This is a genomic window from Sphingobacteriales bacterium, from assembly GCA_016706405.1.
GTDB lineage: Bacteria > Bacteroidota > Bacteroidia > Chitinophagales > UBA2359 > BJ6.
Map to the genome: position 1 here is coordinate 42,597 of JADJJT010000005.1, position 23,860 is coordinate 66,456.

Consider the following 23,860-nt stretch of genomic DNA (forward strand, 5'->3'; position numbering starts at 1 on the left):
GAATTATTGATTGATTATTGAATAAATATTGATGACCGATTGATTGACCTGCTGAATACTTTTTAGGTAATTCAACTGAATGTCTGTTGCCGTTTGCAAAGCATACAAATACTCCACATAGCTTATATCGCCTGTGCGATAACCTAATTGAGCCGATGAAACAATATCGTTTGCATTAGGCAAGGCTTGTTGCTGATAGTAATTGAACTCCTGCAAATCCTGCTGATACTGCTGTATGGCATTTTGAAACTGTGTTTCCAACAAAATTTGCTGTTGCTTGGTGTTGGCTTCAATGGCTTGTTTTTGATAGTCCAAAGATTTTATCCTTGCTTTTGTAGCTCCGAAAGTCAATGGAATAGAAACACCAACGCTTACATAACTGAACCGATTGCCCGAATTAAAATACTGCTCCTGTCCGTTTATAGTTTGAAAACCTATTAAAGACTGATTAGTGTAACCAATCGTAAAATCGGGCAAACCCTGTGCTTTCTCTACCTTTTTTGTTTGTTCTGCAATGATTATATCTTGATACAACGCCTTAATTGTCGGGTGGTTTGCAATGGCTGTGCTGTCTAACAAAGTGCTTACCTGCAAAGGCTTAAAATCTGTATCATTGGCAACTTCAAACGGTTCTTTTGTATTCATCAATGCCTGTAAATTTTGATAAGCATTATTGAGATAAACTCCATTTTGTTTCAGCAATAAATTGATTTCGCCTTGCTTGGCTTGTGCTGTACTGATTTCTACTTTTTTGGTGTCGCCTGTTTTGTAACGCAGTTCTGCCACTTTGATAAAATCATTGTACAAACTATCCAAATACAACAACTGCTTTTGATTATTCTGCAAATACTGAATTTGATAGAAATAAGTACGCACTTGATTTTTTAACTCCAATACGGTTATTTCACTTTGTAATTCTTTGCCTTTTACTTCGGCATTTATCAGTTGTTTTTTAGCACCGAACAAAGTCGGAAACGGTATCGTTTGTGCTACTTGAAAAGATTGGTCAAACTTTATACTGTTGTATTGTCCCAACTGTGCATTAAAATCTAATTTCGGTAATTCGCCCGATGTTCTTTTCAGACTTTGAGCCGATTTTATTTCAAAATCTTTCGCTTTTATATTTCCGTTGTTTTGCAATGCAATGTTTATCGCTTCATCTACACCAATTATTTTTTTGTTTTGAGCATTTGCATTGAAACTTAAAACAGAAAGCAACAACACAATTACGGTTGTAACGGATTTCATTTTTCCTTTTTTTCTGATGTTGATTTTTGAATTGAAAATGATATACAGCAAAGGCAGTACAAACAGCGTAAGGAAAGTAGCCGTAATCAATCCGCCAATAACAACGGTTGCCAATGGTTTTTGTACTTCTGCTCCTGCACCTGTGCTTAATGCCATAGGCAAAAAGCCCAAACTTGCTACGGTTGCCGTCATTAGTACAGGTCGCAACCTTTCCTTTGTGCCGTCAAATACTCGTTTGAAAATGTCTTTAACTCCGTCTTTTTCTAATTGGTTGAAAGTTCCGATTAAGACAATTCCGTTTAATACTGCTACACCAAACAAAGCAATAAAGCCGATACCTGCCGAAATGCTGAAAGGCATACCACGCAACAGCAACGCAAACACGCCACCTATGGCACTCATTGGGATTGCGGTAAAAATCAGACTTGCCTGTTTGAGTGAACGGAATGTAAAGTACAGCAATGAAAAAATGAGAAACAGCGAAACAGGTACAGCAATCATCAGGCGTTTACTTGCTTTTTGCAAATTCTCAAACTGTCCGCCATAAGTGAAATAATAACCTGTCGGCAATTTTACCTGTTCGTTCAATTTCTGCTGAATATCTTCTACCACACTTTGTACATCTCTACCCGATACATTGAAACCGATTACAATTCTGCGTTTGCTACTTTCACGGCTGATTTGCGAAGCACCTAATTTGTAGCTGATAGTTGCCACCTGCGAAAGCGGAATTTGATTGCCTGTATTGGTCGGTATCATCAAATTACTTACATCGTCTATATCGGTTCTGTAAGTGCTGTCTAACCGAACTACCAAATCAAAACGCCTTTCGTTTTCAAAAACCTGTCCTGCTACTTTACCTGCAAAAGCCGTACTTAGTACATTGTTTACATCTTCTACATTGATGCCGTAATTGGCAAGCCGTGTTCTGTCGTATTCAACGTTAATTTGTGGCAATCCGCTAACTCGTTCCACTTGTGGCGAAGTTGCTCCGTTTACCGTTTGAATTACTTTACTAACCTTGTCTGCATACACGGCAAGACTATCCAAGTTTTCCCCGAAAATCTTAACCGCTACATCTTGCCGTATGCCTGTCATCAGTTCGTTGAAACGCATTTGAATTGGCTGGTTTTTTTCAAAGAATACGCCCGGAATTACTTCCAATGCTTCATTTATTTCATCGCCTAATTCTGTATAGCTCTTTTTTGTTTTCCATTCATCCTGCGGTTTCAAAATGACCATTAAGTCTGTGGCTTCGGGTGGCATTGGGTCTGTCGGCACTTCTGCTGCACCTGTTTTGCCAACCACCATTTTTACTTCATCAAACTGTTTGATAATCCTTGATGCCTGCATAGATGTTTCAATGCTTTGGTTTAAAGAACTACCCTGTGGCAATATGCAGTGAAAAGCAAAATCGCCCTCTTGTAATTGTGGTATAAATTCGCCACCCATTCTACTAAAAAGGAACAAGGTCAGCGCAAAAACCGTAACTGTAACACCCACTAACCAATACTTAATCTTAATCGCTTTTTGCAATAAGGGTTGGTAGATGCCTTGCAGGTAGTCCATCATTTTGTCTGAAAAGGTTTTCTTGTGCGAAACTTTCTTAGACAGGAACAAAGCACACATCATCGGTATATAGGTCAATGATAAAATCAATGCGCCCAAAATGGCAAAGCCAACTGTTTTCGCCATTGGCGTAAACATTTTGCCCTCAACACCAACCAATGTAAGAATAGGAATGTACACGATTAAAATAATGATTTCGCCAAACGCTGCACTGTTTCTGATTTTGGAAGCCGATAAAAAAACTTCGTTGTCCATTTCCTGCTGTGTCAGCTTGTTCATTGATTTTCGCAAACCCAAATGGTGCAAAGTGGCTTCTACAATAATAACTGCACCGTCCACAATCAAACCGAAGTCAATAGCTCCCAAACTCATTAAGTTGGCACTTACTCCGAAAACATTCATCAATCCCAATGCAAAAAGCATTGACAACGGAATGGCAGAAGCCACAATTAAACCTGCTCGTAAATTCCCCAAAAACAACACCAATACGAAAATGACTATCAATGCACCCTCAATCAAATTCTTTTCTACCGTGCTGATTGCTCTGCCAACTAAATCTGTTCTGTCCAAATAAGGCTCAATCACAATATCATCAGGCAAAGATTTCTGAATGACAGGCAATTTTTCTTTGATACGTTTTACTACTTCATTGCTGTTTTCGCCTTTGAGCATCATAACGACACCACCAACGGCATCTACTTCGCCATTGTAGGTTAAAGCTCCGTAGCGAACCGCACTGCCAAAACGAACTTCGGCAACATCTTTTATAAAAATCGGAATACTGCCGTTAGTGTTTTTTACAGCTATGTTTTTTACATCTTCCAACGAAGTAACCAAACCAATACCCCGAATGAAGTAAGCATTTGGTTTCTTGTCAATGTACGCACCGCCTGTATTTTGATTGTTCTTTTCAAGAGCATTGAAAATATCGGTAACACTTACACCCATTGCCTTTAAGCGGTTGGGATTTACGGCTACTTCGTATTGTTTCAGTTCGCCACCAAAACTGTTTACTTCGGCTATGCCTTTTGTTCCATTGAGCTGTCGGGCAACAATCCAATCCTGCATAGTACGCAGGTCTTTTGCGTTGTATTTGCTTTCACTTCCTTTTTTCGGGTGCAAAATGTATTGATACACTTCACCCAAACCTGTGCTTACAGGTGCAAGTTCGGGTGTGCCGATGCCTTGCGGAATGTTCTGTTCGGCTTCTTTCAGTTTTTCATTGACAAGTTGTCGGGCAAAATAAATGTCCACATCATCGTCAAACACAACTGTAATAACAGAAAGCCCAAACCGTGAAATGCTTCGGGTTTCTTCCAAGTCGGGAAGATTGGCAATGCTTTGTTCAATGGGAAATGTAACCAACTGTTCCACTTCCTGCCCTGCAAGCGTAGGGCAAACGGTAATAATTTGCACCTGATTGTTTGTAATATCGGGTACAGCATCAATGGGTAGTTTTGTGGCACTCCACACTCCCCAAATGATGAGCAACAAGGTCATTATACCAATGACGAGCTTGTTCTGAATACTAAATTTTATGATTTTATCTAACATTATTTATCAGTTAAATGAATAAATGAAACGACTAATTGCGGTGCGTCAGCACCGTAATTATTTTGTTTTCCGCCTTAGCGGAATTTCAATAATTCATTAACTGATTTTTGGCGGTCGCCAAATGTTTCCGTAGAAGTTGGAAACGAAAGAGAACTCCCGATTTGGGAATGTGAGTTTTGAAACTACTACGAGTTTTGCAATTTTAATACTGAAAGGCGTGAACTTCGGGTTTGCTGAAACGCTGCAACAAGTACAAGTGCAAAACGGACTGCAAATATCGTTGGTGTCGTTCTTGTGGCTGTGAGATTGTGAGTTGTCCGAAAGTTCGGTGTTAGTCTTGCAGTCGTTATACGCATCGCTACACGGCATTATTGACAATGCCAAAATGTAAATGCTGAATATGACTGTAAAAAACTTCATTTGGTGGCAAAGTTAGTAAAATTCTGAAACGCTGTATTCAAAGCGTTGGAAAAAAGTGGCTCTTTTGGTTTTGTGAAGCGTTGGCGTTGTGTGTCGGGCAAAACCAAATGTGCCACTTGTGCGGTGGCAGAAAAACAAAAAAATGTGCGTTGGGCAAAAACTAAATCTTTGTCTTGTGTCATTGTCTGCTCGTTTTTTCTGTCCGTTTGGTCTTGGTGGTGTCGTCCGTTACCATTGCTGCCAACGGTCAAGTATAAGAGCAGTAGCGGATTTCGAGGCGATTACCTCTCCGCCACCGCCAAAGTTCATTAAATGCACAGACCTCGATTTTACCATTTCACCCGCTATTGCTCTTATACAATGTTGGCAGCTGGTATTATTTGAGTTCGTATAAATTCACTCCTGTTCACTCTTGAAGTTCGACTGTTTGTTCCTGCATACATACTTGAATAATATTTGGCATAAATGTTAGTTTCTTTATCCTCATTTTTATTTTGCAAAATAAGCTCTTCCTGTTCATTTAGCTTTTCAATTATGGACACTATCGATAGGCCTGAAAAGCAAAGTTCACATACAAGACTAAAGAAGTTAGATTTTCTAAACCAAATTGAATCTAAAGGAAGTTCACTATCTAAAATGTCAATTATAACATTCGAAACAAGGTCTCTATTTTGTTCAAAATTTGGATACTCATTATTAAACTTTGATATGTAATTTTCTACTTCATTGTCTTGTGTGAAATAACCACCTTCTTCTAATGTTGATAAGACTAATAAAATAAAGTGTAAATCAGCCATCCGGGTTAATTCACTTTCACTAAAAATAGGAACTTTGTGTTCAGCTGACTTAATAATGTTTAAAATTTCTTTTGCACACGAAATAAACTCACCATTGTATATGGCATTATTTATTTCTATCGCGGTAAGAGTGAAGTTTGTGGAATTTATTCTTTTAAATATTTCAATAATTATCTCAGGCTCAACATCCTTTAAATCCCGTATTGTTACATCATAGTTTAAAAAATCTCGTTGAGATTGTTCCGGCAAGTCCTTGAATTTTGGTATTCTCTTTTCAAAGCCATCAGCACCTTCAATGTATTTTTGAATCGTTGTAAGTCTTTGTTGCCCGTCTACTACAACATTTTGAGTAGCTAAAGTTGTTAAGTCAATACCTTTTTGTGAAATATATATTTCAGGAAAAGGATAACCGTCTAAAATAGTTTGTATAAAATTTTCCATATGGACTGGAGTCCACACGAATTCTCTTTGGAACTCAGGTTGTAGAATTAATTCTTTTCGCTGAATTTTCCCAATTAAATCAGAAATTGACTTTTTATCTGGAGTTGCTGGAATTTGCTTTGCCATATTATAAACTTTTTAATTTTTTTAAAATCTCTTCAATTGAAGAGCGATAGTACTTTTCAGCATATTTCTGGTTTTTGAATAACCCTGCTTTTACGATGTAGTTACCTACTTCTGACTTGGAGTGGCTTATGCTTTTAAAAAAGTCGTCCCAATCCTTTTTTATTTCTTTAAATGCCTGTGTGTTTTGGGGTAACAGGTCAGGCCTCATCCACCCTCGAATAAAGTACTTAATAAATTTAAGATATTTCTTATACTGCTCTGTATTGAGTCTGATTTCCTGATTTTTAATCTTGTACTGATATTCACTTACTAAGTCAAAATACTTTTCAAAAAGAGTTTCATTAAAAATTACAACATCAATATCGCTGTCAAGTGAGAATTTTGTGAATTTATAGGGACTGAATCCGAATTTTGAAGAACCAACTATCATAACCTCATAAAATTCGACTTGAAAATTGTCTGCTATTCTTTTTCTAAAAAAATAGTAATCATCTTCTCTTTCGTTAAAGACGAATGGCAAACCGTGAAAATAGCTTTTCTGAGTGAAGATTTTTCTTTGGTCTTCACCATCAAGGTTTATTACGCTATCTTTATATTCCTCGATTGTCATTTTTGCTGTTACGTTTTTATACTTGCTGCCAACGCCCGGGCTTTGCGTTGGGCGGCCTACGAAGGACAAATTTACAATACATTTTTAAGTTTTATTAGAAAATTCTCACTTTGAAATAACACTTCTGCCCGCCTAACCGTAAAGCCATTGTTATATAAATGTTATTTTATCTGCCTGCAAGTTTATACTTTCCAGATACTTTAGCACAACAGTCGGCAAACGACTAACCGTGCTGGCCGAGTTAATAGTTCCGGAAAACTACTAAGTTTTCAAGCGACCTACAAAATTGCAAATTTTCACCGTGTTTTCCTATAAATTTTTCTGATAATTTTATATAACGGAAAAGGCTTTGCGTTGGGCGGCCTACGAAGGACAAATTTACAATACATTTTTAAGTTTTATTAGAAAATTCTTCCCTTGAAATAACACTTCCGCCCGCCTAATCGTAAAGCCATTGTTATATAAATGTTATTTTATCTGCCTGCAAGTTTATACTTTCCAGATACTTTAGCACAACAGTCGGCAAACGACTAACCGTGCTGGCCGAGTTAATAGTTCCGGAAAACTACTAAGTTTTCAAGCGACCTACAAAATTGCAAATTTTTACTGTGTTTTCCTATAAATTTTTCTGATAATTTTATATAACGCCCGGGCTTTGCGTTGGGCGGCCTACGAAGGACAAATTTACAATACATTTTTAAGTTTTATTAGAAAATTCTTCCCTTGAAATAACACTTCCGCCCGCCTAATCGTAAAGCCATTGTTATATAAATGTTATTTTATCTGCCTGCAAGTTTATACTTTCCAGATACTTTAGCACAACAGTCGGCAAACGACTAACCGTGCTGGCCGAGTTAATAGTTCCGGAAAACTACTAAGTTTTCAAGCGACCTACAAAATTGCAAATTTTCACCGTGTTTTCCTATAAATTTTTCTGATAATTTTATATAACGGAAAAGGCTTTGCGTTGGGCGGCCTACGAAGGACAAATTTACAATACATTTCCAACTTTTATTAGAAAATTCTCACTTTGAAATAACACTTCTGCCCGCCTAATCGTAAAGCCATTGTTATATAAATGTTATTTTATCTGCCTGCAAGTTTATACTTTCCAGATACTTTAGCACAACAGTCGGCACACTACTTCCCTTGCTGGCCGAGTTAATAGTTCCAAAACTACTAAGTTTTCAAGCGACCTACAAAATTGCAAATTTTACTGTGTTTTCCTATAAATTTTTCTGATAATTTTATATAACGGAAAAGGCTTTGCGTTGGGCGGTTTACGAAGCACAAATTTACAATACATTTCCAACTTTTATTAGAAAATTCTCACTTTGAAATAACACTTCTGCCCGCCTAACCGTAAAGCCATTGTTATATAAATGTTATTTTATCTGCCTGCAAGTTTATACTTTCCAGATACTTTAGCACGACAGTCGGCACACTACTTCCCTTGCTGGCCGAGTTAATAGTTCCGGAAAACTACTAAGTTTTCAAGCGACCTACAAAATTGCAAATTTTTACTGTGTTTTCCTATAAATTTTTCTGATAATTTTATATAACGGAAAAGGCTTTGCGTTGGGCGGCCTACGAAGGACAAATTTACAATACATTTTTAAGTTTTATTAGAAAATTCTTCCCTTGAAATAACACTTCCGCCCGCCTAATCGTAAAGCCATTGTTATATAAATGTTATTTTATCTGCCTGCAAGTTTATACTTTCCAGATACTTTAGCACAACAGTCGGCAAACGACTAACCGTGCTGGCCGAGTTAATAGTTCCGAAAACTACTAAGTTTTCAAGCGACCTACAAAATTGCAAATTTTCACCGTGTTTTCCTATAAATTTTTCTGATAATTTTATATAACGGAAAAGGCTTTGCGTTGGGCGGCCTACGAAGGACAAATTTACAATACATTTTTAAGTTTTATTAGAAAATTCTTCCCTTGAAATAACACTTCCGCCCGCCTAATCGTAAAGCCATTGTTATATAAATGTTATTTTATCTGCCTGCAAGTTTATACTTTCCAGATACTTTAGCACGACAGTCGGCAAACGACTAACCGTGCTGGCCGAGTTAATAGTTTCGGAAAACTACTAAGTTTTCAAGCGACCTACAAAATTGCAAAGTTTTACTGTGTTTTCCTATAAATTTTTCTGATAATTTTATATAACGGAAAAGGCTTTGCGTTGGGCGGCCTACGAAGGACAAATTTACAATACATTTTTAAGTTTTATTAGAAAATTCTTCCCTTGAAATAACACTTCCGCCCGCCTAATCGTAAAGCCATTGTTATATAAATGTTATTTTATCTGCCTGCAAGTTTATACTTTCCAGATACTTTAGCACAACAGTCGGCAAACGACTAACCGTGCTGGCCGAGTTAATAGTTCCGGAAAACTACTAAGTTTTCAAGCGACCTACAAAATTGCAAATTTTCACCGTGTTTTCCTATAAATTTTTCTGATAATTTTATATAACGGAAAAGGCTTTGCGTTGGGCGGCCTACGAAGGACAAATTTACAATACATTTTTAAGTTTTATTAGAAAATTCTTCCCTTGAAATAACACTTCCGCCCGCCTAATCGTAAAGCCATTGTTATATAAATGTTATTTTATCTGCCTGCAAGTTTATACTTTCCAGATACTTTAGCACAACAGTCGGCAAACGACTAACCGTGCTGGCCGAGTTAATAGTTCCGAAAACTACTAAGTTTTCAAGCGACCTACAAAATTGCAAATTTTACTGTGTTTTCCTATAAATTTTTCTGATAATTTTATATAACGGAAAAGGCTTTGCGTTGGGCGGCCTACGAAGGACAAATTTACAATACATTTTTAAGTTTTATTAGAAAATTCTTCCCTTGAAATAACACTTCCGCCCGCCTAATCGTAAAGCCATTGTTATATAAATGTTATTTTATCTGCCTGCAAGTTTATACTTTCCAGATACTTTAGCACAACAGTCGGCAAACGACTAACCGTGCTGGCCGAGTTAATAGTTCCGGAAAACTACTAAGTTTTCAAGCGACCTACAAAATTGCAAATTTTCACCGTGTTTTCCTATAAATTTTTCTGATAATTTTATATAACGGAAAAGGCTTTGCGTTGGGCGGCCTACGAAGGACAAATTTACAATACATTTTTAAGTTTTATTAGAAAATTCTTCCCTTGAAATAACACTTCCGCCCGCCTAATCGTAAAGCCATTGTTATATAAATGTTATTTTATCTGCCTGCAAGTTTATACTTTCCAGATACTTTAGCACGACAGTCGGCAAACGACTAACCGTGCTGGCCGAGTTAATAGTTTCGGAAAACTACTAAGTTTTTCAAGCGACCTACAAAATTGCAAAGTTTTACTGTGTTTTCCTATAAATTTTTCTGATAATTTTATATAACGGAAAGGCTTTGCGTTGGGCGGCCTACGAAGGACAAATTTACAATACATTTTTAAGTTTTATTAGAAAATTCTTCCTTGAAATAACACTTCCGCCCGCCTAATCGTAAAGCCATTGTTATATAAATGTTATTTTATCTGCCTGCAAGTTTATACTTTCCAGATACTTTAGCACAACAGTCGGCAAACGACTAACCGTGCTGGCCGAGTTAATAGTTCGGAAAACTACTAAGTTTTCAAGCGACCTACAAAATTGCAAATTTTCACCGTGTTTTCCTATAAATTTTTCTGATAATTTTATATAACGGAAAAGGCTTTGCGTTGGGCGGCCTACGAAGGACAAATTTACAATACATTTTTAAGTTTTATTAGAAAATTCTTCCCTTGAAATAACACTTCCGCCCGCCTAATCGTAAAGCCATTGTTATATAAATGTTATTTTATCTGCCTGCAAGTTTATACTTTCCAGATACTTTAGCACAACAGTCGGCAAACGACTAACCGTGCTGGCCGAGTTAATAGTTCCGGAAAACTACTAAGTTTTCAAGCGACCTACAAAATTGCAAATTTTCACCGTGTTTTCCTATAAATTTTTCTGATAATTTTATATAACGGGTTGCGGCTAAAAGAAGTGGCGGCTTTGGAACACTAAACTGTCTAAACGCACAATGTTTATTAGTTGCACAACTGTTTATATTCGCACTTCGCCCGCCATTTTTTTTAGGTGCTGTTAGCGGTTCGTTGTTTTCTGTCTATATGGTCATTACTTGTCCACCGATTTTATCAGTCTATTTGATTTTTTAAAACTTTTAAGAAACAAAATTAAACTAATTAATGTCAATATTGAAGCAATTAAAAAAGGAATTCCTGGAAAATAAATCTCGGATTGTTTTCCCGTAAAGTAAGAAAAACTGCTTGTCATTAACGGTGGTGCAATCAGAGTTGTCAAGCCCATTAAACTGCCTAAAGCACCTTGAAGTTCACCTTGTTCGTTGTCGGGCATTGCAGAAGACATAATACTTTGAACGGCTGTGCCTTGAATTCCACCAACTATGAAAAGTAATAAAGCGGTAAAGAGCAACCATTGCCACGGTGTAAAAGCAAACAGAAAAAAGCCCGTCATCATAAGTACAAATCCTAATACTGCCATTCGTTTGTCGCCCAATTTTTTTGCCAAAATACTGACTAACCATAACTGAACGATAATTGATAGAATGCCTATAAATGCTAATGAGTAGCCAACAAGAGAGGTGCTCCACTTAAATTTTTCAATGGTGAAAAATGCCCAAACACTTTCCATACTGTGATTAGCGATGGAAACAAAAATCATTGATAGCACTAAAGTTTTTATCAATGGGAATTTCTGTAAGTGTTTGAGGGAACCAAATGGATTAGCTCTTTTCCAGTCAAATTTCCTGCGGTTATTTGCTTTTAACGATTCCGGGAAAAAGTAATAGCCGAAAATAAAATTGATAAAACTTAAAATAGCAGCAACAATAAAGGGTGTATGAGTTCCGAATTGTCCCAATGTTCCGCCAATTATGGGTCCAATTATAAACCCCAAACCAAAGCCTGCGTTTATAAATCCGAAATTTTTAGTTCTATTATCGTCTGTGCTAATGTCGGCAACACAAGCAGATGCAACGGAATAGCTTGCTCCTGTTATACCTGCAATTGTCCGCCCAACAAAAAGCCACAAAATACTTGCTGAAAAAGCAAGAAAAATGCAGTCGATGCTAAACCCAAACAATGAGCTTAAAAGTACTGGTCGCCTGCCATATTGGTCGCTTAAATTCCCTAAAACTGGTGCAAAAACAAATTGCATAATTGCATAAGCAAATGAGAGCCAGCCTCCGTATTTGGCGGCTGTGCTGATGTCTGAATGAAGTAGATTAATTAGTAGTTGTGGTAGAACTGGAAAAATTAGTCCAAAACCTGCGGTGTCAATTACGACAACTATTAATACAAATATGAGTGTTGATTTATGATTTGATTTCATTTTTATGAAGCGATAAATTATAGCATTACTCTGAAAAGTATAATGCAGTTTGTTAATAATAAATTCAATTAAGAAGAGTCTCAACCATGTACGTCTTCAAACTAAAGTGGACTTTTCCTAAGAGAGTATTTAGTTAATAATTCAAAGATAAATGATTTTTTCTTGGGTGTTTTCATAATAATTCAAATTTAAGGATTTTGAAAACACTCTCTTAGTTTTGAACTAAATCAGTCCACTTTTTGCTGACGATTTACATCAACCAGATTTGGTTAAGAAAAAAAGCGTAGAACGCTATGAAAATATTATTGCCTCATAATGGCACAAATATAAACAAAGTTTAAGACGTCAATGTCGAGTTGCGAAAAATAATTAACAAGACCAACGAAGTGTTAGTTTTTTTGTCGGGCGTTTAATGCTTGTACATTTACAATGACCGCTAACGGAAAAGGCTTTGCGTTGGGCGGCCTACGAAGGACAAATTTACAATACATTTTTAAGTTTTATTAGAAAATTCTTCCCTTGAAATAACACTTCCGCCCGCCTAATCGTAAAGCCATTGTTATATAAATGTTATTTTATCTGCCTGCAAGTTTATACTTTCCAGATACTTTAGCACAACAGTCGGCAAACGACTAACCGTGCTGGCCGAGTTAATAGTTCCGGAAAACTACTAAGTTTTCAAGCGACCTACAAAATTGCAAATTTTCACCGTGTTTTCCTATAAATTTTTCTGATAATTTTATATAACGGTCAAGTATAAGCGTAGTGCGGGTTTTCGGAGCAATACACTGTCCGCCAACACGAACTTTGATAGATGGCAAAATACTAAATTTTAGCCACTTCGCCCGCATTACGCTTATACAATGTTGGCGGTAGTTTATTTATTCAATTCTCCTTAATACCCCCTTTAATTTTGCTTCAACTCCAAGATTATCAAAAAGTTTTTCAGTCAATGTTAATGTCTTCTTGAAAGCTGTTTTAATATCTGTCGGATCTAATTCTGATGTTGTCTGCTGAAATAACGAATACCAATCTGGATCTATGTCTTTTTCCAAGCTTTTTGTTGGACTTTCCCAATGTTTGGTTTGGTATGTTTCAATTCTTATTAACCAAAGTAAATATTTTTGAACATTTGATAAGCTTTGGTAAGCGTGAGCAAATTCCTGTCGTTTAATTAAGTTGCTTGTTGTAAGTAAAACATTCAACAATGATTGGCTCAACCACAGGATATTTTCATTTGTTGTTCGATCAGGTACTTTAGTTTTTATTTCTTTGAGCGTGTTAGTCAATAAATCTTCTTTATCTACTAAAATCATCTTGTCAAAGTCGCTAAACTCTACCAATCCGTCCCACGATTTGATAACTTCCATTTGGTCGTTTGTCAAAAAATGAAACTCCCCCCTTATCATATTTTCAAAAATGGCAACTTCACTTCCAAACTCGTTGGTAAAATATAATGCCAAAGGATGAATTTGGCTTACCCAATTTTCAGCGGAAAATTTTTCTTTATCCTTCAAGAAGATGTAGAATTCAATATCTGAATATTTGTCCCCTTCATTTTTGGTAAATGACCCATACATAAATACGGCAGAAATATTTTTATCATTTTGAGCTATTGACTTTGTTTTGTCAATCATCTGTAACTGTATCATTTTCTAATTTTTTAATATTAACAATCGTCCTTTCTACTTAGCGTAGTAAAGGATATTTCAATTCTTATTCTATCTTACAGTTACTTATAGCTTCATTTTCTTGAATGTTTTTCGTTGTTAATCGTTTCTTCAAATTACCGCCAACGGTTTGCAGCTACAAGAAGTTGGCGATTTTCACCACAAATGTTCATGCGGAGAACCAATGTTTGATTAACCACAAATGTGTCTGCGGAGCACTGAACCGCCAATTTCTTGTAGGTGCTGTTATGGGATGGTTTTTCTCTTTATTGCCAAACGAGGTCTAGTTTTACAGTAATTCCGTTTTGGGTTTTTGTCACACTTGTTGGGTATGGGTTACTACCACTTGTATAATTGTTCATTACAAAACCAACATATCCAATATTGTCATCTGCGTCTGGAGTATCATAATCCCAAACATCAATAAATCTCGAAACATTAAAGTCCGTAATTTCAAATGGAGTTGTAAAGTTCCAACTTATAGGAAGCATAGAAGAAGTAACATCATTAATCCTGGAAGATGTTCCGTTTACCAACACATTACTAGCTTGGTCAATAATATTAAAGAACACATCAGGTCCGCTTGAAAAGTCCCAACTCGAACCATTGCCATCAACAAAAGGCATATTTGTAATTGTCACCTTAGTGATTTTAACTTTAGTTGGAGGTGCTGCAATATTTACAATTTTTGAAATTTGATTATTTCCAGCTGCGTTTGTTGCTGTCAGAATAACTGAAAATGAACCGCCTGTTGTGTATGTTTTATTGGGATTTACAGCAGTTGATGAAGTTCCGTCTCCAAAATCCCAACTATAGCTTGTCGCATTAGTAGAAGTATTGGTAAAGCTAACATTTGAAGGTGCTGTTCCTGCACCAGTAAAAGTAAAATTAGCAGTTGGCAATTGTGATTGTGTTGATTGTTGAATTAACACTTGCTTAGAAGTTTGACTTGTTCCACCTTCACCATTGGCTGTTAATGAAACAGTATAAGTTCCACCAACATTATATGTTTTTGTTGGATTTGGGTCAGATGAAGTTGTGCCATCTCCAAAGTCCCAACTATAACTTGATGCGTCTTTAGATTTGTTTTCAAATAGTACTGCACAAGGAGCTGTACAGCCACCACCAGTGTATGCAAAATCTGCTGTTGGTTTGGGTTTTGGTTCATCCTTTTTGCAGGAATTAATTGTAATGATGCCAAGTATGGCAACGAATAATAAGAATAATTTTTTCATTTTATTTTTTTTTGATTTTTATGTGTCCTACTCATATGGCTTTTCGGATTCGCCCAGTGTATTATAGTGTTCACTGTCTTCACTTTTTCGTTAATAAGTCAACAGTCAGGAACTGTCAAAATACTGGATATGCAATTTTAATATTTTTTGTTTCACGTTTGGTCGTTTTAAACTATCCCATAACGGGCCGCGTGTTGGCGAGGGTGGCACTTTCACCGTGAACTTCAATCGAAGCAGGAACTTTGATTTTACCTAAAATGCCTAATCGAAGAAATTTCCTGCCACTCTTGCCAACACGATGTTATGCGATTGCCGTTTGTTAATATTTTTTCCATTCAAAACTTTTATATCCACTCTCTAAAGCCCATTTACGCCAAACAGCTTCAAGTATTTCGTTATCTCTTAGACCTAATGGATTTTTATATGTTTGTAGTTTAGTGTTTTTATCTCTTTCAGCCGTTTCTAAAATATGCAGATTTACATATTTGTTTTTGGCATTTTTTATAGGTGTCAAACATAAAGTTGAATTATTTCTAAGGGCTGTTTCTATATCAACACTATTTGATTTACAATATCGTCTTATTTCATCAATTTCAAGCTCACCGAAATAAAATTGATTATTACTCCTTTTGCTATAATATTCGAGATAACCGTCTGTGAAAATATAAATGTGATTATCGTAATTTATATAAGTAGTATCAATCCCATTAGTTAAAAGTGTGTTTTTTTTGATAAGGGATTTGTTTTCTATTTTATCGGCTAAAATGCTAATCAAATCCATTCCTTTATCTTGAATGTTAGCATAAGCATCACTTGCTTTTTGTTTTAAGACATCTATTTCATAGTCTAAACCTTTGCCCTCATATTCTCCTGTTGAATTGATAAATTTTTGTTTACTACCTAAATCTTTAATTTTACTTATATCAATGGTGTATTTAACTTCATCAGAAAAAGTTGAGAAATAAAGGCATGATTTGTCTCCAATTTTTTCACCTGGCTTAACACATTCGTTCCTAAAAAAGTTGAGAATCTTATTTATCTCCGCAAGGTCTTTAGGAGGGTATTGTTGGTTTATAACTGTGCCATTTATTTTTGGTTCTATTCTATCAGTCATATCTGAAAGAATAACTATATTTTGATATGTCAGTGTTTTATTTTGCGGTTCAGGCATACAAGATTGCAACAATAATGAAGTTGCAAAAAAGAATAATAATTTCTTCATTTTCAGACTAACGATTATTTATGACTACTTGTTCTATTGCTCTAACTCTGTTTGCAACTTCTTTTTCTGCATAAAGTTCAGGTAGGTATTCAATGTAACCTGTTTTATACGCTGTTGAAACACTATTTAGGATTTCATCAGTAAAGATTTTCCCGCTGGTAATTCGAGTCATAAAATCATCGTAAATCGCTTTTAGATTTTTTTGCAGTTCTGTAAATAGATTTTCAATATTATTTTGCTGTGTATTTAATTCTTTTTCTAATCGTTCTAATTCATCATTTTTCTGTTTTATAGATTCGTCCTTTTCTTTAATTTCTTTTAAAAGAAGTTCTTTGTTTAGATTCAAATCAAGTAATGCTTTATCTAACATTTCAATCTGTTTATTCTTTTCAGCATCAACCAATTGACGTTGGGATTTTTGGTAAGCATTAACTATATATTCTATGATAAAGTGTGTAATTATTAGTGGTAACATCCCAAAAACAAAAATGAGCCAAAACTCTCCGTGTTTCACTACTTCCCAAATTTGAAGTTGTGATTCTTTTCCAATTAATAAACTCTTTATCTCATCTGTATTCATTGCAACCATTACGGCAACTATAATGTCAAAAATTAAAACGCCAACCCAAAAACTTAAAATATTGACCCACTTCTTTTTGCTCCCAAAGAGTTTTAAATTTGATAATGAAATTGGAATTAAAAAGAATAAACCTGCCATAATGCCAAATAAAGTTCCTTGCATTTTAAAGATTTTTACGATTGCATTAGCATCCACAAGTTGCGGAAGACCCGGGTTTATTCCTGCTTCCAAAGAATTGCGAATTACATTTCCTTCAAAAAACACTTTGTACATTGCTGAAGCAAAAAACATTGACAGATAATAAATAAAAACTGTTAATCCTAATATTGCAAAGACAGTTCCAACCGACCAAAACTTTTTAATTACAAAGGATGATTCTAATGAGTTTCTTTCTAATTTATTTTTTTCAATTTCATTATTTATTTGAAGTAGTCCTTTTTCTCCCGTGCTTTTGTTGCCTGATTCAAGGATTGATTTTTCTTGTTTTAAATCAGTGATTTTTGAGTTTACTTGTCGTAGGTCTATTTCATTATTTGAATTTATTTTATTGATTTCATTTTGTTTGTCTGTGTCTATTTCAGCTTTCTTACTTTCAAAGGCAGATTTGATATTTTGAGAGATTATGTTTTTCTTACTACTCAAACTGTCGTCAGTAGCAAACATTTTTATTTGCTCTTTGATTTCGTCATAATGCGTTTTAAATATATCTATACTACCTGAGCTTTCCTTTGAATTATCATAGCCTTGTTTTCTATAGCTTTCAGTATTTATGTTTGCTGTTGTATAAATTAAATTTGATAGTTGTTGCGTAAAAGAGTCAGCCGTGTCTATTGGTTGAACTGTTTTTGCTTTTGTAATAACTTGTTCCATAGGATTTGCTGAATTTATGTTTACATCTATTTGGTGGTCAATATTATATTTCAGTCTTTCAAATTCAGCAAATAGTTGTCGATATGTATTTAAATCATCTGTTACTTGAATGTTTTCAACATTATTGTTGCTTGCATTATATGAATAATTATAAGAACCATTTATTGAAATTCTATTATCAATAAGGCAGAACTTGTGATGCATCATTCCTCTTTCATCTCCTGTTTCAAAAGCGTGAATACTTATGTTTTCAGCTTTAAACATTTGTTTTACGGTCTCATTTTGAGCGTTTGATGAAAGGATAATATCTACCGTAATATTTCGCTTTTTTGCATTGATGATAGCATTGGCTATATCTCTATCGGTAAACCAAGCCATAGCCACGAATATATTTTGGTTTGCCTTTTCAATCTCGGAAATTATTCGTTGTTTTATTTCTGTTCCGTTCGTTATAATATCATTCATACTTTGTATTTAATGTTTTTATTGGTTACAATCTCTTGTAGGTATCGCATAACGTTTCGCAGATTTGCGTTCGGGCGGGATTTTAAGCACCACACTTGATACGAAGAACTGCACTTCAAATATGCACAAAATTTTCTACGAAGAACGTCACCCCGCCTGACGCAAATGTGCTGTTAGCTGCTGCTTTTCTCGTCAGACGGTCGGCAGACTGTCAGACGAGAAAAGCAACAACAAACAAAGCCGATAGTAACTAAACGCGAAATTCAGAAATGCTCTGTGCTTTACTGAATTTTTACTGTCGTCTCGTAACACTTGGTTATGTTCACAGAAGATGTGTATTCTGTCGGATAAAGAATGTAACCACTCTTTTGCGTATATTTTGTCGAGTAAGTCCCCGCAGACAGTGTATAGGAAACAACACCGTAAGCACCCACTGTCCCTTTATATGCACCGTTTACATAAATGTAATAAGGGTCGTCTTTGTAGCTATCAACTTTAAGTGTGCCGGTGTTGTTCTGAACACAAGGTGCAGCGTTAGGATTGTTTGGGTCGTTTGGGTCGTCTTTCTTGCAAGATGACACTGTCGCCATTAACGCAACTGCCATCAGAATTGTCAAAAGTTTTTTCATGTCGTTGAATTTTTAATTGTCCTACTCATATGGCTTTTCGGTTTCGCCCCGTTTTTGAAGTGGTAGCTGGTCTCCACTTTTTAGTGAAAAATGCGTTCCGTTTTTTGTTGTCGTTACGAAGTGTCGTAATAAATATTGTTTGTCATCATTGTCCTGTTACGTTTGTGCCGTAACTTACACGGAGCAAAACGTCCCGCGAAAGTTGCAGCTAACGCCCGGGCTTTGCGTTGGGCGGTTTACGAAGCACAAATTTACAATACATTTCCAACTTTTATTAGAAAATTCTCACTTTGAAATAACACTTCTGCCCGCCTAACCGTAAAGCCATTGTTATATAAATGTTATTTTATCTGCCTGCAAGTTTATACTTTCCAGATACTTTAGCACGACAGTCGGCACACTACTTCCCTCTGGCCGAGTTAATAGTTCCAAAACTACTAAGTTTTCAATGACCTACAAAATTGCAATTTTACCGTGTTTTCTATAAATTTTTCTGATAATTTTATATAACGCTCAGCTTTGCGTTGGGCGGTTTACGAAGCACAAATTTACAATACATTTCCAACTTTTATTAGAAAATTTTTCCCTTGAAATAACACTTCCGCCCGCCTAACCGTAAAGCCATTGTTATATAAATGTTATTTTTATCTGCCTGCAAGTTTATACTTTCCAGATACTTTAGTACGACAGTCAGCACACGACCAACCGTGCTGGCCGAGTTAATAGTTCCGGAAAACTACTAAGTTTTCAAGCGACCTACAAAGTTGCAAATTTTCACCGTGTTTTCCTATAAATTTTTCTGATAATTTTATATAACGCCCGGGCTTTGCGTTGGGCGGTTTACGAAGCACAAATTTACAATACATTTCCAACTTTTATTAGAAAAATTCTTCCCTTGAAATAACACTTCCGCCCGCCTAACCGTAAAGCCATTGTTATATAAATGTTATTTTTATCTGTCTGCAAGTTTATACTTTCCAGATACTTTAGTACGACAGTCAGCACACGACCAACCGTGCTGGCCGAGTTAATAGTTCCGGAAAACTACTAAGTTTTCAAGCGACCTACAAAGTTGCAAAGTTTCACTGTGTTTTCCTATAAATTTTTCTGATAATTTTATATAACGGAAAAGGCTTTGCGTTGGGCGGCCTACGAAGGACAAATTTACAATACATTTTTAAGTTTTATTAGAAAATTCTTCCCTTGAAATAACACTTCCGCCCGCCTAATCGTAAAGCCATTGTTATATAAATGTTATTTTATCTGCCTGCAAGTTTATACTTTCCAGATACTTTAGCACAACAGTCGGCAAACGACTAACCGTGCTGGCCGAGTTAATAGTTCCAAAACTACTAAGTTTTCAAGCGACCTACAAAGTTGCAAAGTTTCACTGTGTTTTCCTATAAATTTTTCTGATAATTTTATATAACGGAAAAGGCTTTGCGTTGGGCGGCCTACGAAGGACAAATTTACAATACATTTTTAAGTTTTATTAGAAAATTCTTCCCTTGAAATAACACTTCCGCCCGCCTAATCGTAAAGCCATTGTTATATAAATGTTATTTTATCTGCCTGCAAGTTTATACTTTCCAGATACTTTAGCACAACAGTCGGCAAACGACTAACCGTGCTGGCCGAGTTAATAGTTCCGGAAAACTACTAAGTTTTCAAGCGACCTACAAAATTGCAAATTTTCACCGTGTTTTCCTATAAATTTTTCTGATAATTTTATATAACGGAAAAGGCTTTGCGTTGGGCGGCCTACGAAGGACAAATTTACAATACATTTTTAAGTTTTATTAGAAAATTCTTCCCTTGAAATAACACTTCCGCCCGCCTAATCGTAAAGCCATTGTTATATAAATGTTATTTTATCTGCCTGCAAGTTTATACTTTCCAGATACTTTAGCACAACAGTCGGCAAACGACTAACCGTGCTGGCCGAGTTAATAGTTCCGGAAAACTACTAAGTTTTCAAGCGACCTACAAAATTGCAAATTTTCACCGTGTTTTCCTATAAATTTTTCTGATAATTTTATATAACGTTAGTGCTGCCGCAGCGCGCCGCACCTTTGAAAAAGAGCACGGGCGGCGCGTTGACGGCAGCACATTGTTGCTTGCAGTAAGCTTTAACTCCGAGTGATGTTGAGAATTTCGCCACACAAAAGAGCGAAGCTCTAAAAAATCAAGCTTTCCGCTCCAACATAACCACAATTTAAACAATTTCTTCAAGTTTTTCCAAAACTCACTTTTTGATTTAAATATCAAAATTTTACTCATTCGTTTTGTATTTCAAAACGCCCTACTGCGTTTGATTTTCATTCAAGTATTCAAATTTCGCTCATTCGTTTTGCCGTTTAAAATGCCCTGCTGCGTTTGATTTTCATTCAAGCATTAAAATTTCACTTATTCGTTTTGCCGTTTAAAATGCCCTACTGTGTTTGATTTTTATTCAAGTATTAAAATTTTACTTATTCGTTTTGCCGTTTAAAATGCCCTGCTGCGTTTGATTTTCATTCAAGCATTAAAATTTCACTTATTCGTTATATCATTCAAAATGCCCTGCTGCGTTTGATTTTTATTCAAGTATTAAAATTTTACTCATGCGTTTTACCGTTTAAAATGTCCTGCTGCGTTTGATTTTCATTCAAGCATTCAAATTTTACTTATTCGTTTTACCGTTCAAAATATCCTGCTGCGTTTGATTTTCATTCAAGCATTCAAATTTTACTCATTCGTTTTGCCGTTTAAAAAGCCCTACTGCGTTTGATTTTTATTCAAGTATTCAAATTTTACTTATTCGTTTTGCCGTTTAAAATGCCCTACTGCGTTTGATTTTTATTCAAGTATTCAAATTTTACTCATTCATTTTGCCGTTCAAAATGCCCTCCCGCGTTTGATTTTCATTCAAGCATTCAAATTTCACTTATTCGTTTTGCCGTTTAAAATGCCCTACTGCGTTTGATTTTTATTCAAGTATTAAAATTTTACTCATTCGTTTTGTCTTTCAAAATGCCCTGCCGCGTTTGATTTTGATATTCTAATCTTAACACCAATAAAACTCGCAAAAACAACATAAAACACTGATTATAAATAATTTACAAACATTAATGGGGCTTTATTGCAAGCAACGGAAAAGGCTTTGCGTTGGGCGGCCTACGAAGGACAAATTTACAATACATTTTTAAGTTTTATTAGAAAATTCTTCCCTTGAAATAACACTTCCGCCCGCCTAATCGTAAAGCCATTGTTATATAAATGTTATTTTATCTGCCTGCAAGTTTATACTTTCCAGATACTTTAGCACAACAGTCGGCAAACGACTAACCGTGCTGGCCGAGTTAATAGTTCCGAAAACTACTAAGTTTTCAAGCGACCTACAAAATTGCAAATTTTTACTGTGTTTTCCTATAAATTTTTTCTGATAATTTTATATAACGGAAAAGGCTTTGCGTTGGGCGGCCTACGAAGGACAAATTTACAATACATTTTTAAGTTTTATTAGAAAATTCTTCCCTTGAAATAACACTTCCGCCCGCCTAATCGTAAAGCCATTGTTATATAAATGTTATTTTATCTGCCTGCAAGTTTATACTTTCCAGATACTTTAGCACAACAGTCGGCAAACGACTAACCGTGCTGGCCGAGTTAATAGTTCCGGAAAACTACTAAGTTTTCAAGCGACCTACAAAATTGCAAATTTTCACCGTGTTTTCCTATAAATTTTTCTGATAATTTTATATAACGCCCGGGCTTTGCGTTGGGCGGTTTACGAAGCACAAATTTACAATACATTTCCAACTTTTATTAGAAAATTCTTCCCTTGAAATAACACTTCCGCCCGCCTAATCGTAAAGCCATTGTTATATAAATGTTATTTTATCTGCCTGCAAGTTTATACTTTCCAGATACTTTAGCACAACAGTCGGCAAACGACTAACCGTGCTGGCCGAGTTAATAGTTCCGGAAAACTACTAAGTTTTCAAGCGACCTACAAAATTGCAAATTTTCACCGTGTTTTCCTATAAATTTTTCTGATAATTTTATATAACGGTTTAGGGCTTGGCGAAGGTGGCGATTTTCACCACAAATGTTGATGCGATGAACAAATGTTTGATTAACCACAAATGTGTCTGCGGAGCACTGAACCGCCACTTTTGCCAAACCCGTGTTATAAGCCGTTTTTGTTACATTCTTCTAATTCTGTTTTGCATTATTCAATAGTCTTTGATACTTTATCCATTGTGTTCCTAATACAATAGCTAAGATGCCTAAAATAATTGCTACGGGTTTATTGTCAGCCCATAACCAAGTAATTTGGTCACCTTTGAACGTAAATGCAGCAACAAAAGTCCACACATTATTGTTGTGGACATAAACAGATTTCTTTTTTCATTTTCTCTTTATTTAAATTGTGAGCTGCAAAATTAGTCTGTTCGTTGCTGTCCGTCAAGGTTGATAGGGGTTGATAGAGGGTTGAAAAAAGGTTGATTTGTTGAATAATTGTCGGCATAAAGGGTTTTAGTCTCAGATTTTCAACTTTTTAATCTGTTGTCGTGATGTTATTCCGAGTATTTTATAAATCTTATTTATGTGTGTTTTAAGAGTGCTTAACTCAATACATAATTCATCCATTATCTCCTTGTTTGATTTTCCAGTTACTATCAAATCAAAAACCTGTTTTTGTTTAGCTGATAATTTGTCTAACTGATTTTCTGTGTTCGTTCTGTTTGCAATTATTTCAGTTTTTATAAGTTTGATTAAATTATCGGTCTTTACCTTTTCAATTTTATCCAAATAAGTGCTATTGAAATTAACATTAAAACTAAAATGACAGCAATGTAAGTTTTGTCACTCCATAGCCACTCTGTTTTGAAATTTGTGAAACGAAAACTAATTGTCAGGCAAAGAAGAAATATTGCAATAATTTTCCAATTTCTTCTGGTGTCGGAATAGTTTGTCAGCTAAATAGTTGATGATTTTCATATTTTGGTTGTCGTCCTTTAAAATGGCTTATAATCGGT

The 23,860-nt window shown here is 35.5% G+C and carries 11 protein-coding genes; all 11 read right to left on the reverse strand.

Annotated features, from left to right (window positions below):
* Window positions 1-3: 3 nt before the first annotated feature.
* On the reverse strand, window positions 4-4,371 hold the full coding sequence (locus tag IPI59_16320) for a CusA/CzcA family heavy metal efflux RND transporter (GenBank protein ID MBK7529049.1): 4,368 nt from the start codon (window positions 4,369-4,371) through the stop codon (window positions 4-6).
* Between the two features lie 416 nt (window positions 4,372-4,787).
* Window positions 4,788-5,042, reverse strand: a complete 255-nt coding sequence (locus tag IPI59_16325) for a hypothetical protein (GenBank protein ID MBK7529050.1) — start codon at window positions 5,040-5,042, stop codon at window positions 4,788-4,790.
* Between the two features lie 102 nt (window positions 5,043-5,144).
* Window positions 5,145-6,155: a DUF262 domain-containing protein gene (locus tag IPI59_16330; GenBank protein MBK7529051.1), complete on the reverse strand. Its 1,011-nt coding sequence runs from the start codon at window positions 6,153-6,155 to the stop codon at window positions 5,145-5,147.
* Window position 6,156: 1 nt separating this feature from the next.
* Window positions 6,157-6,834, reverse strand: coding sequence for a hypothetical protein (locus IPI59_16335; GenBank protein MBK7529052.1), 678 nt, complete (start codon window positions 6,832-6,834; stop codon window positions 6,157-6,159).
* 4,095 nt (window positions 6,835-10,929) lie between these two features.
* Window positions 10,930-12,165, reverse strand: coding sequence for a TCR/Tet family MFS transporter (locus tag IPI59_16340; protein ID MBK7529053.1), 1,236 nt, complete (start codon window positions 12,163-12,165; stop codon window positions 10,930-10,932).
* A gap of 881 nt (window positions 12,166-13,046) precedes the next feature.
* Complete coding sequence (locus IPI59_16345) at window positions 13,047-13,817, reverse strand: aminoglycoside 6-adenylyltransferase (protein ID MBK7529054.1); 771 nt, start codon at window positions 13,815-13,817, stop codon at window positions 13,047-13,049.
* Between the two features lie 284 nt (window positions 13,818-14,101).
* Window positions 14,102-15,070, reverse strand: a complete 969-nt coding sequence (locus tag IPI59_16350; protein ID MBK7529055.1) for a PKD domain-containing protein — start codon at window positions 15,068-15,070, stop codon at window positions 14,102-14,104.
* 319 nt (window positions 15,071-15,389) lie between these two features.
* Entirely contained in the window at window positions 15,390-16,292 is a 903-nt protein-coding gene (locus IPI59_16355) for a hypothetical protein (protein ID MBK7529056.1), read from the reverse strand.
* Window positions 16,293-16,299: 7 nt separating this feature from the next.
* Entirely contained in the window at window positions 16,300-18,207 is a 1,908-nt protein-coding gene (locus IPI59_16360) for a DUF1669 domain-containing protein (GenBank protein ID MBK7529057.1), read from the reverse strand.
* 281 nt (window positions 18,208-18,488) lie between these two features.
* Window positions 18,489-18,788: a hypothetical protein gene (locus IPI59_16365; protein ID MBK7529058.1), complete on the reverse strand. Its 300-nt coding sequence runs from the start codon at window positions 18,786-18,788 to the stop codon at window positions 18,489-18,491.
* A 4,575-nt stretch (window positions 18,789-23,363) separates the two neighbouring features.
* Entirely contained in the window at window positions 23,364-23,633 is a 270-nt protein-coding gene (locus tag IPI59_16370; protein ID MBK7529059.1) for a helix-turn-helix transcriptional regulator, read from the reverse strand.
* Window positions 23,634-23,860 lie beyond the last annotated feature (227 nt).